At 55.9% G+C, this 11,970-nt stretch carries 8 protein-coding genes; 2 read left to right on the top strand and 6 right to left on the bottom strand.

The window, feature by feature from the left end; translation table 11 throughout:
* Window positions 1-31 precede the first annotated feature (31 nt).
* Entirely contained in the window at window positions 32-391 is a 360-nt protein-coding gene (gene queD, locus EGO56_RS04220) for a 6-carboxytetrahydropterin synthase QueD (RefSeq protein ID WP_013358878.1), read from the top strand.
* Window positions 392-483: 92 nt separating this feature from the next.
* On the opposite strand, the gene queE is transcribed toward queD, so the two are convergent.
* The 6 genes from queE to rlmD all read right to left on the bottom strand — a co-directional run bounded on the left by queE (window position 484) and on the right by rlmD (window position 9,067).
* Window positions 484-1,155, bottom strand: coding sequence for a 7-carboxy-7-deazaguanine synthase QueE (gene queE / locus EGO56_RS04215; protein ID WP_135907778.1), 672 nt, complete (start codon window positions 1,153-1,155; stop codon window positions 484-486).
* Window positions 1,156-1,304: 149 nt separating this feature from the next.
* Window positions 1,305-2,600 (bottom strand): phosphopyruvate hydratase, encoded by a 1,296-nt coding sequence (gene eno, locus EGO56_RS04210; RefSeq protein WP_013358880.1) that lies wholly within the window; start codon window positions 2,598-2,600, stop codon window positions 1,305-1,307.
* A 76-nt stretch (window positions 2,601-2,676) separates the two neighbouring features.
* Complete coding sequence (gene pyrG, locus EGO56_RS04205) at window positions 2,677-4,314, bottom strand: glutamine hydrolyzing CTP synthase (RefSeq protein ID WP_013358881.1); 1,638 nt, start codon at window positions 4,312-4,314, stop codon at window positions 2,677-2,679.
* Between the two features lie 230 nt (window positions 4,315-4,544).
* On the bottom strand, window positions 4,545-5,333 hold the full coding sequence (gene mazG / locus EGO56_RS04200) for a nucleoside triphosphate pyrophosphohydrolase (RefSeq protein WP_098052505.1): 789 nt from the start codon (window positions 5,331-5,333) through the stop codon (window positions 4,545-4,547).
* Window positions 5,334-5,489: 156 nt separating this feature from the next.
* Window positions 5,490-7,721: a GTP diphosphokinase gene (gene relA, locus EGO56_RS04195; protein WP_013358883.1), complete on the bottom strand. Its 2,232-nt coding sequence runs from the start codon at window positions 7,719-7,721 to the stop codon at window positions 5,490-5,492.
* 29 nt (window positions 7,722-7,750) lie between these two features.
* A complete protein-coding gene (gene rlmD, locus EGO56_RS04190; protein WP_135907777.1) occupies window positions 7,751-9,067 on the bottom strand; it encodes a 23S rRNA (uracil(1939)-C(5))-methyltransferase RlmD in 1,317 nt (438 codons plus the stop codon).
* Window positions 9,068-9,160: 93 nt separating this feature from the next.
* Here rlmD and barA point away from each other — a divergent pair, with 93 nt between their 5' ends.
* Entirely contained in the window at window positions 9,161-11,896 is a 2,736-nt protein-coding gene (barA, locus tag EGO56_RS04185) for a two-component sensor histidine kinase BarA (protein ID WP_135907776.1), read from the top strand.
* Window positions 11,897-11,970 lie beyond the last annotated feature (74 nt).

Genomic DNA, 11,970 nt, shown 5'->3' with positions numbered 1-11,970 from the left:
TTCAGCGGTTTTTTAATGTCTGAGAACTACTATGTCTACCACCTTGTTTAAAGAGTTCCAGTTCGAAGCCGCGCACCATCTTCCGAATGTGCCGGCCGGACACAAATGTGGCCGTCTGCACGGTCATTCGTTCCTGGTTCGTCTGGAGATTACCGGCGAAGTGGATGCGCATACCGGCTGGGTTATGGATTTTGCTGAACTGAAGGCGGCGTTTAAGCCTCTGTACAATCGGCTGGACCACTACTATCTGAATGATATTCCTGGCCTGGAAAATCCCACCAGCGAAGTGCTGGCAAAATGGATCTGGGATCAGATGAAGCCGCAGTTGCCGCTGTTAAGCGCGGTCATGATTAAAGAAACCTGTACCGCAGGCTGCGTTTACCGCGGCTAAGCCTGTCGGATCGAGCCTTTCGATCCGACGCTGTTTCGCTTCTATCCCGCATAAGCCCCTTCCCTGTGGTTAACCGCTCAGCACACTCTTTATCAGGCGATATTGAGATATTTATGGGTCTGCATCGACAGGCGCCAGTTGCGTGCAATACAGGTTTCAATGCAGAGTCGGGTAGCATCGTCTTTGCGGCTGATAGGCTGCAGAGCGATGATTCGGGCTTTGGTGTCGTCAATCCCCGCCAGCAGCCCATCCAGTGCGTCCACATCACGCTGACGCGCCACCGGATGTTTAATTTCATCGGCCCGGCTCAGCGCCTGGGGCAGCACATCGTAGCCGCCGCGCATGTTGACCTTCGGCGAGACAGTCACCCAGGTCTGCTCAGAACAGTGGATCTCGTGAGTGCCGCTGGTCTCAATCTGACACTGGAAACCGTGCTGTTCCAGAATCGTGGTTAACGGACGCAGGTCGTAAATCGCCGGTTCACCACCGGTGATCACCACATGACGCGCCGTCCAGCCCTGCTGTTCGATGCTACGAAGCAATGTGGCGGCATCGGCATCGCCCCAGGCGTCGCTCTCCACCGTTTTGATCAAAATATCACCCAGTGACGTTTCCCGATCTGCCCGCTTTTCCCAGGTGTGTTTGGTATCGCACCAGCTACAGCCCACCGGGCAGCCCTGCAGGCGGATGAAAATGGCAGGCACGCCGGTGTAATAACCTTCGCCCTGCAGTGTCTGGAACATTTCGTTAATCGGGTAGAACATTTTTTACTCGCCTGGATAAATCGGGGCGCTGATTATGCCAGCGTGTGTCGCACAACAACAGCTGCGCGACACGAAAAAGCAAAAGCCCCGCACAAGGCGGGGCTTTCAGCGTATGCGATGACGCTTAACGCGCCATCAGCACTGGGTCATTACTGACCTTTAACTTCTTTCAGACCGTTGAATGGCGCTTTAGAACCCAGCGCTTCTTCGATACGGATCAGCTGGTTGTACTTAGCAACACGGTCAGAACGGCTCATTGAACCGGTTTTGATCTGGCCCGCTGCAGTACCTACCGCCAGGTCAGCGATGGTTGCATCTTCAGTTTCGCCTGAACGGTGAGAGATCACGGCAGTGTAGCCCGCGTCTTTCGCCATTTTGATCGCAGCCAGGGTTTCGGTCAGAGAACCGATCTGGTTGAATTTGATCAGAATGGAGTTAGCGATACCTTTATCGATACCTTCTTTCAGGATTTTGGTGTTGGTTACGAACAGGTCGTCACCCACCAGCTGGATTTTGTCGCCCAGCACTTTGGTCTGGTAAGCGAAGCCGTCCCAGTCAGATTCGTCCAGGCCATCTTCGATAGAGACGATCGGATACTGTTTAGTCAGATCTTCCAGGAAGTGGGTGAACTCTTCAGAGGTGAACGCTTTACCGCCTTCACCGGCCAGAACGTATTTGCCATCTTTGTAGAACTCAGATGCCGCACAGTCCATCGCCAGGGTGATGTCTTTGCCCAGCTCGTAGCCTGCTGCTTTTACCGCTTCAGCGATAACGGCCAGCGCTTCGGCGTTGGAACCCAGGTTAGGCGCGTAGCCGCCTTCGTCACCGACTGCCGTGCTCATGCCTTTGCTTTTCAGCACTTTTGCCAGGTTGTGGAATACTTCAGAACCCATACGGATAGCTTCTTTAACGTTAGAAGCGCCAACCGGCTGGATCATGAATTCCTGGATGTCGACGTTGTTGTCGGCATGTTCGCCGCCGTTGATGATGTTCATCATAGGCAGTGGCATAGAGTATTTGCCTGGGGTGCCGTTCAGCTCAGCGATGTGCTCATACAGCGCCTGACCTTTAGAAGCTGCAGCTGCTTTAGCCGCTGCCAGTGAAACAGCCAGAATGGCGTTAGCACCGAAGTTAGATTTGTTCTCAGTACCGTCCAGGTCGATCATGATCTTATCGATGTTCGCCTGATCTTTCGCGTCTTTGCCTTTTACCGCTTCAGCAATCGGACCGTTTACTGCAGCAACGGCTTTGGTTACGCCTTTGCCCAGGAAACGTGATTTGTCACCGTCACGCAGTTCCAGCGCTTCGCGTGAACCGGTAGAGGCACCTGATGGTGCAGCGGCCAGGCCTACAAAACCGCCTTCCAGATGCACTTCAGCTTCAACAGTCGGGTTACCACGTGAGTCGATAATTTCGCGACCGATGACTTTTACGATTTTGGACATTACGATTTTCCTCAGTACAAGTTAGTCAATCCTAAGACAGACAACGCGCGAAAAGTTCGCGCGCTGCCTGTGAAACTTACTTCGCTAAACGCTTCTGATGCTCATGCGCAGCTTTAACAAAGCCGGCAAACAACGGATGGCCGTCGCGTGGGGTCGAGGTAAACTCAGGGTGGAACTGGCAGGCCACAAACCACGGATGGTTCGGGATCTCGATAATCTCAACCAGTTGATCATCACCCGAGCGACCTGCTACGCGCAGACCGGCTGCTTCAATTTGCTTTAACAGCATATTGTTTACTTCATAGCGGTGGCGATGGCGCTCAACGATGGTGTCAGAGCCGTAGAGCTGGCGAACCTGGCTGCCCGGCGTTAACTGACACTGCTGGCTACCCAGACGCATGGTGCCGCCCAGATCGCTCTGCTCGCTGCGGACTTCGACGTTGCCTTCTTCGTCACGCCATTCGGTGATTAATGCCACCACCGGGTATTTACAGTCTGGCACAAATTCAGTGGAGTTGGCGCCCGGCATGCCCGCGACATTGCGCGCGAACTCCATCAGCGCGACCTGCATGCCCAGACAGATGCCGAGGTACGGCACGTTGTTTTCGCGTGCGTACTGGGCGGTCATCAGCTTGCCTTCGACACCACGGTAGCCGAAGCCGCCTGGGATCAGAATCGCATCCAGATCTTTCAGTAATTCGACACCGCGGGATTCAACATCCTGCGAATCGATCAGTTTGATATTCACGGTGACGCGATTTTTCAGGCCACCATGTTTCAGCGCTTCGATCACTGACTTATAGGCATCCGGCAGCTCAACATACTTGCCCACCATACCGATGGTGACTTCACCACCCGGATTGGCTTCTTCATAGATCACCTGCTCCCATTCGGCCAGGTTGGCTTCCGGTGCATTCAGGTTGAAGCGCTTGCAGATGTAGTCATCCAGGCCCTGCGACTTGAGCATGCCAGGAATCTTGTAGATGGAATCCACGTCTTTCAGCGAGATAACCGCTTTTTCAGGGACGTTACAGAACAGCGCGATTTTAGCGCGTTCGTTGGCCGGAACGGCACGATCAGAACGGCAAATCAGCACGTCTGGCTGGATACCAATCGACAGCAGCTCTTTTACGGAGTGCTGAGTCGGTTTGGTTTTCACTTCACCCGCCGCCGCCATGTACGGTACCAGCGTCAGGTGCATATACATGGTGTGTTCGCGGCCCACATCCACGGCCATCTGGCGAATCGCTTCCAGGAACGGCAGTGATTCGATATCCCCTACCGTGCCGCCGATTTCGACCAGCACCACATCATGGCCTTCACCGCCTTCAATAATGCGTTCTTTGATGGCGTTGGTGATGTGCGGGATAACCTGAATGGTTGCGCCCAGATAGTCGCCACGGCGCTCTTTGCGCAGGACTTCTGAGTAGATACGGCCAGTGGTGAAGTTGTTACGGCGCGACATTTTGGTGCGGATGAAGCGCTCGTAGTGACCCAGATCGAGATCGGTTTCAGCGCCGTCATCAGTGACGAAAACTTCGCCGTGCTGGGTCGGGCTCATGGTGCCTGGATCCACGTTGATATACGGGTCCAGCTTCATGATGGTCACGTTCAGACCACGAGCTTCGAGAATGGCTGCGAGGGAGGCGGCGGCAATGCCTTTACCCAGAGAGGAAACGACCCCGCCGGTCACAAAAATATAATTCGTTGTCATGCTGAACCTGAGAGTTTAGGTTTAAAGACGGTGGAATAACCAGGACGGGAAAACAGTATACTGGAAACCGCTATCAGCCACAATTGATGAATCACAGCCATCCTCCAACGCATTGCTGCGTCCTAACATAGCGGATAGCTGCCAATAAAATGTTGATGTGCGTCACAAAGTTGTAGCCACGCTGAAACGAGTAAGCATATATGGCGACTTTATGCACAGCGCTGGAATAATCAGCGCTTCTCGCCCTGTTTCACCTGCTGCCAGGCCGCTTCCATCTGTTCCAGCGTGGCACCCGGCATGCTTAACCCCTGTGCTGCGATGATTGCCTCGACTTCACGGAACCGACGCTCGAACTTGTCATTCGCCTTTTGCAGCGCCGTTTCCGCTTTGCTGCCAAGATGACGCGACAGGTTAACCGTGGCAAACAGCAGGTCGCCAATCTCCTCTTCCAGCTTTTCGCCGTCCACCACGCTCTGCTGCGCCTCGTGCATCACTTCATCAATCTCTTCATGCACTTTTGCCACTACCGGCCCCAGCGTGGTCCAGTCGAATCCCACATTGTGACAGCGCTTCTGAATCTTATGGGCACGCATCAGTGCGGGCAGCGCTTTAGGAATATCATCCAGCGCCGAATGCTGGGCTTTATCCGCCCGCTCGGCGGTTTTAATCGCTTCCCAGTTTTTCAGCACGTCACTGCTGGTTTCTGCCGTGGCATCGCCAAAAATGTGAGGATGACGGCGCTCCAGCTTGTCACTGATGGCGTGACAGATATCCTCAAAATTAAAACGATCCTGTTCGCTGGCCATCTGCGCATAGAACACCACCTGAAACAGCAGATCGCCCAGTTCGCCGCGCAGATCGTCAAAATCTTCGCGCTGGATGGCGTCCAGCACTTCATAGGTTTCTTCCAGCGTATAGGGCGCGATAGAGGTGAAGGTCTGTTCACGGTCCCACGGGCAGCCATGTTGGGGATCGCGCAGGGTTTTCATGATGCCAAGCAGGCGCTCAATAGCGTTCATTCAGACGGGTCCTTGAGTAGTCAGGTGACAGGCAGCGGGCAAGGAGGCGAGGCGTATAACAGTGCCGGACGGGGTGAACCGCGTCCGGCACGCTCAGGTACCGCAGAAAACGCCCGCGCAACCTCCGGCTGCCGGTTGCCGCAATGCAGCTGAATATCAGTGCAGGCGGCGGGCGTCAATAATATCAGAGACCTGGTTCAGGCGCGCCAGGACACGTCCCAGTACCTGATGGTTGTAGATCTCAATATCCATGTCGATGGTCGCCAGCTGCTTTTTCGTGTCGCTGCGGCTTGAGACGCCCAGTACATTCACTTTCTCGTTGGCGAGAATGGTGGTGATGTCACGCAGCAAGCCGCTGCGATCGTTGGCGGTGACGCGCACCACCAGCGAGTAACCGCTGGAGTAGCTCTCGCCCCATACGGCATCGACGATACGTTCCGGCGCATGTGAAATCAGTTCAGAGAGCTGGTCGCAGTCGGCGCGGTGAATTGAGATACCGCGCCCCTGGGTGATGAAGCCGACAATATCATCGCCCGGAATCGGCTGACAGCAGCGGGCAATGTGGTGCATCAGATTGCCCACGCCTTCGACGACCACGCGCCCACTCTCTTTGCGAGCAGGCTGCGAGTACGATTTCTGGGTCAGCTGGCGCAGCGCTTCGCGATCTTCCTCTTCAGCACTCGGCTTGTTGAGCTTCGCCTGCAGGAAGTTAACCATCTGGTTAAGACGAATATCGCCGCCGCCAATCGCCGCCAGCAGCTCTTCCAGCGAGGTCACGTTGTAGCGCGGCAGCAGCAGTTTCTCTGCTTCGCGTAGGCTGATATCAAGCTGATTCAGTTCGTTATCCAGAATCTGCCGTCCGGCGATAATGTTCTTGTCGCGATCCTGCTTGCGGAACCAGTTGTGGATCTTCGAGCGGCCACGGCTGGTGGTGATGTAGCCCAGATTCGGGTTGAGCCAGTCGCGGCTCGGGTTCGGCTGTTTCTGGGTGATCACTTCAACCTGATCGCCCATCTGCAGCTGATAGGTGAACGGCACGATGCGGCCACCGATTTTTGCACCGATGCAGCGGTGACCGATGTCACTGTGAATATGATAGGCAAAGTCGAGCGGCGTCGATCCGGCCGGCAGATCCACCACGTCACCTTTCGGGGTAAAGACGTAGACCCGGTCGTCGAACACCTGGCTACGGACCTCTTCCAGAAGCTCGCCGGAGTCGGCCATCTCTTCCTGCCAGCTAATCAGCTTACGCAGCCAGGCAATACGCTCTTCGTGACCCGCGGCGCCGCGCGCGCTGCTGGAGGTTGGCCCCTCTTTATATTTCCAGTGCGCCGCCACGCCCAGCTCGGCATCTTCATGCATCTGGCGGGTACGGATCTGGATCTCTACCGTTTTGCCCTGCGGCCCTAACACCACCGTATGAATCGACTGATAGCCGTTGGGTTTTGGGTTAGCGACGTAGTCATCGAATTCGCTCGGCAGATGGCGATAGAGGGTATGTACCGTGCCCAGCGCGCCGTAGCAATCCTGCAGACGATCGGCCACGATGCGCACCGCACGCACGTCAAACAGCTCATCAAAGGCCAGCGATTTTTTCTGCATCTTGCGCCAGATGCTGTAGATGTGTTTCGGACGACCGTAGACTTCGGCGCGCACGCCCTCTTTAACCATCTCTTTGCGCAGATTGTTGACGAAGTTATCGATGTACTGTTCACGATCGATGCGACGCTCATGCAGTAATTTAGCAATGCGCTTATATTCGTCGGGATGCAGGTAGCGGAAGCAGTAATCTTCCAGCTCCCATTTGAGCTGACCGATACCGAGACGGTTGGCCAGGGGCGCATAGATGTTGGTGCTCTCTTTGGCGGCCAGCACCCGCTCATCTTCCGGAGCATCTTTCATTTCGCGCAGGTTCATGATGCGTTCGGCCAGCTTCAGCACCACGCAGCGGAAATCTTCCACCATCGCCAGCAGCATGCGGCGGACGTTATCGACCTGTTCAGAGGCCATGGAGTCGTTGTGGATCGCTTTCAGCTGGCGGATGGCGTCCATATCGCGCACGCCGTGTACCAGCGAGACGATGCCTTTGCCGACGGCGGTTTCCAGCTCCTCTTCACTCACCACTTCATCGTTAGCCAGCGGGAAAATCAGCGCCGCACACAGGCTTTCAATATCCATGCTGAGCATGGAGAGGATTTCCACCATCTCGATACCGCGCCACAGGAGCAGCGACTGATCGGGATGGCCCTGCGTCTGCGCTTCGCAGTAGCGCCAGGTCTCAGCAACGCGTTGACAGGATTGCGGGTTGGCAATACCGAGACTGGCGATCCACTGGTCGAGGGCGAAATCCCCCTCAGTATTTAAATGCGCACTTCTGACCGCAACCATAACCTCTCCTGCACAACGACATTCATCGCTTATGTTTTTCTGAACAGCACCATGGATTCGAGATGACGGGTATGTGGGAACATATCCAGCATCGCGACCCTTTCCAATTGGTAGCCTGCCGACAGCAATGTCTGGCTGTCGCGGGCGAGTGTTGTGGGATTACACGAAACATAGACCACGCGTTCTGGTGCAAGTTTAACCACATGCGCCATGACGCCCGCAGCCCCGGCGCGTGCCGGATCGAGTAATACCTTGTTAAATCCCTGTGCCGCCCACGGCTGGCGCGACACCTCTTCTTCCAGATTATGCTGAAAGAAACTGACATTTTTAAGATTATTCAAATCAGCATTATACGCTGCCTGCCGCACTAATGCTGCAATCCCCTCCACACCAACGACATTTTGTACGAAGATTCCTACAGGAAGTGTGAAGTTTCCCATGCCGCAAAACAGATCCAGCACCCGGTCTTCCGGCTGCAGGTCGAGCCAGGCGATCGCCTTCGCGACCATCTGCTGATTAACGGCATCGTTAACCTGGATAAAATCCTGTGGGCTGAAGGTGAGCTTAAGCTGGTGCGAGTGATAAAACGGCACCGACTCACTTAACGCCGTCAGTTCTTCTTCCCCCGCATCCAGGAACAGCATCAGCTGATGCTTATGCGAAAACTGTTCCAGTTTTTCACGATCATCGGCATGCAGCGCATCAAGATGGCGCAGAATCATCAGCGGGCCGTTATCCGCCAGCACCAGTTCCACATGTCCGAGACGCCTGACGGCGCGCAACGCACTGAGGCACTGGTGCAGCGGAACCAGTAACGCTTCAAGTTCGGGCGCTAAAATGGGGCAGTGCTGAATATCGACCAGATCGTTGCTGGCTTCCTGGCGGAAGCCCATCTGTAAGCGTTGCGCTTTATTTTGCCATTGCAGACCCAGACGGGCGCGACGGCGGTAGCCCCAGGGCTGACCGGCAATCACCTCATCTACCGCCACGTTCTGTGCTGCGGCCCTGCTCAGCATCCGGCTCAGCGCCTGGGCTTTGCTCTGCTGTTGCAGCGCCACATCCGCATGCTGCTGCTGACAGCCACCACAGCGTTCATAGTGCGGGCAGCGCGGCGTAACGCGGTCCGGACTGCGGCTAATCAGTCGTGTCACTTTCGCCCGGGCAAATTGACGTTTATCCTCTGTCAGCACGACCTCCGCCTGTTCACCCGGCAGAGCACCCGTGACAAAAAGGGTTTTGCCCTTGTGACGCGCCACGCCCTGTCCGAACGGATCGAGCTCATCAATGGTGACGGTGATCCGTTGTTGCGTCGTCACGCGCTGTTTTGCAACGTAAAATTGCGCCATAGTGTTATTCATTCTCTTTATCGAAAACGGCCTGCATCGTTTTGTCGACAGCATGCACAGGGACGTTAATGCCGGAGTAGCCAGGCGACTATTATGACCAAATACAGCCTGCGGGCGCGAATGATGATTTTAATCCTGGCACCCACGCTGATGGTTGGCCTGCTGCTCAGCTCATTTTTTGTGGTACACCGCTACAACGAACTGCAGCGCCAGGTGATCGATGCCGGGGCCAACATCATCGAACCCCTGGCGATTTCCAGCGAATACAGCATGACCTGGCACAATCGGGATGCCATGCGTGAGCTGGTCAGCCTGCTGCACCGCCGCCACTCCGGCATCGTGCGGGCCATCTCGGTGTTTGATAATCATAATCAGCTCTATGTCACCTCGAATCACAAGCAAAACCTCAGCCTGCTGCAACAGGATGATATCCGCGCCCTGCCTGACGATGTCTCAATGGAGCGCCACGGCAGCCTATTAATTCTGCGCACGCCGATTACCTCCGAGCGTTACGATGTGGATGAATTACCGGATGAAGATGCCAAGCCCGCGGGCAATCCGCTGGGCTATGTGGCGATTGAACTGGATCTGCAGTCGGTGCGCCTGCAGCAGTACAAAGAGGTATTTGTTGCCACGCTGATGCTGCTCTTCTGCCTCTGTCTTGCCATGCTGTTTGCTTATCGCCTGATGCGCGATGTTACCGGCCCGATCCGCAACATGGTCACCACCGTTGACCGCATCCGTCGCGGCCAGCTCGACAGCCGCGTTGAGGGCTACATGCTGGGTGAACTCAACATTCTGAAAAACGGCATTAACGCGATGGCGATGTCGCTGACCGCCTATCACGAAGAGATGCAGCACAATATCGACCAGGCAACCTACGATTTAAGAGAGACGCTGGAGCAGCTGGAAATTCAGAACGTTGAGTTGGATCTGGCTAAGAAACGCGCGCAGGAAGCCGCGCGTATCAAATCTGAGTTTCTGGCCAATATGTCGCATGAGCTGCGAACGCCGCTCAATGGCGTACTGGGTTTTACCCGGCAGATGCTGAAAACCCAGCTGCGCACCACCCAGCGCGACTATATGCAAACCATTGAACGCTCAGCCAATAACCTGCTCAGTATTATCAACGACGTGCTCGATTTTTCGAAGCTGGAAGCGGGCAAGCTGATGCTGGAGGCGATCCCCTTCCCGCTGCGCGCCACGCTGGATGAAACCCTGGTGCTGCTGGCGCCGTCGGCGCATGAAAAGGGGCTGGAGCTGACGGTGGTGTGTGACAGCAGCGTGCCGGACAACGTGATTGGCGATGCGCTGCGCCTGCAACAGATTCTGATCAACCTGATTGGTAACGCCATCAAGTTTACCGAGCAGGGTTACATCGGCCTGCGCGTCGGACAGCGGGTGATTACCCAGTCCCGCGTCGAGCTGGAGATTCAGGTTGAGGATAGCGGTATCGGTATCTCTGAGCAGCAGCAGACACAGCTGTTCCAGGCGTTTCGTCAGGCTGACGCCAGCATTTCACGCCGTCATGGCGGCACCGGGCTGGGTCTGGTCATCACGCAAAAACTGGTGCGGGAGATGGGGGGAGAAATCACCTTCAGCAGCCAGCCGGATCAGGGTTCAACCTTTGTAATTCGCGTGCAGCTGGATCTTAATCCCAACGCGCCCGGCATGCCCCGCGTGCTGGAAACGCTGTCCCATGCGCGTATTGCTTATGTGGAAGCGGATGCTAACGTTGCCAGCGCCGCGCTGGAGATGCTGAGCGCTACCCCATTGCAGATTGACTACAGCGAAACGCTGGAGGGATTGAAAGCGTCTCACTATCCGCTGCTGCTGATGGCGATGCCGGTCGGTATCAGCCAGCCTGAACTGCTCAATGAGCGCCTGATCAATGGGCTGCTGGATCGGGCAGACAACGTGCTGATGGCCCTTCCCAGCCCGATGATGTTGCTGGCTGATGAACTAAAGGTACGCGGCATTGACGGCTGCATCGCTAAGCCGATCTCTCTGACGCGGCTTCTGCCGATGTTACTGGATATCCATACCCGCCAGGTCAGCGAACTACCGCTGTCACCGCGACTGCCGCTGACGGTGATGGCGGTGGATGATAATCCCGCCAACCTCAAGCTGATTGGCGCGCTGCTGGAGGAGCAGGTGCAGAACATCCTGCTGTGCAGCAGCGCCGAACACGCCATCCGCGAGGCACGTCAGCAGTCGCTGGATGTGATTCTGATGGATATTCAGATGCCTGAAATTGATGGCATTCGCGCCAGCGAAATTATCCGGGGTCTGCCGCATCACGCAAATACACCGATTGTGGCGGTGACCGCACATGCGATTGATGGCGAGCGTGAACAGCTGATCAAGGCGGGTATGAATGACTATCTTGCCAAGCCGATTGATGAGAGCAAGCTGAGACAGCTGCTGGCGCGCTATACGCCGCCGCCGGTGGTCTCCCTGCCGGAACTGCAGCCAATATTACCGACGCTGGACTGGCAGCTGGCGCTGCGTCAGGCGGCGAACAAACCCGAGCTGGCGCGCGATCTGCTACGAATGCTGCTGGAGTTTTTACCGGAAGTGCATGCGAAGATGGCGCAGTTTATGACGACCAATGAGGTCAACGCCCTGCGTGAAATTATTCACAAGCTGCACGGCAGTGCCAGCTACAGCGGCGTGCCGCGCATGAAGCAACTCTGTCATCAGCTGGAACGGGGGCTGCTGGAGGCCAGCGATATCGCCGCGCTGGAGCCGGAACTGCTGGAGCTGCAGGATGAGATGGAGAACGTCGCCAGAGAAGCCCGGCGACTGTTAGGGTTCGGGGAAGTCTGACCGGCCTGCTGCCACGCCAGCTATACGCGCAAACACTAAACGGCAGGTGCTTTAGCTTCCGCTGATGCACCTGC

It is taken from the genome of Pantoea vagans (genome assembly GCF_004792415.1).
GTDB lineage: Bacteria > Pseudomonadota > Gammaproteobacteria > Enterobacterales > Enterobacteriaceae > Pantoea > Pantoea vagans.
Note: the sequence above shows the minus strand (reverse complement) of the source record. Positions and strands in the feature narration are given on the sequence as shown.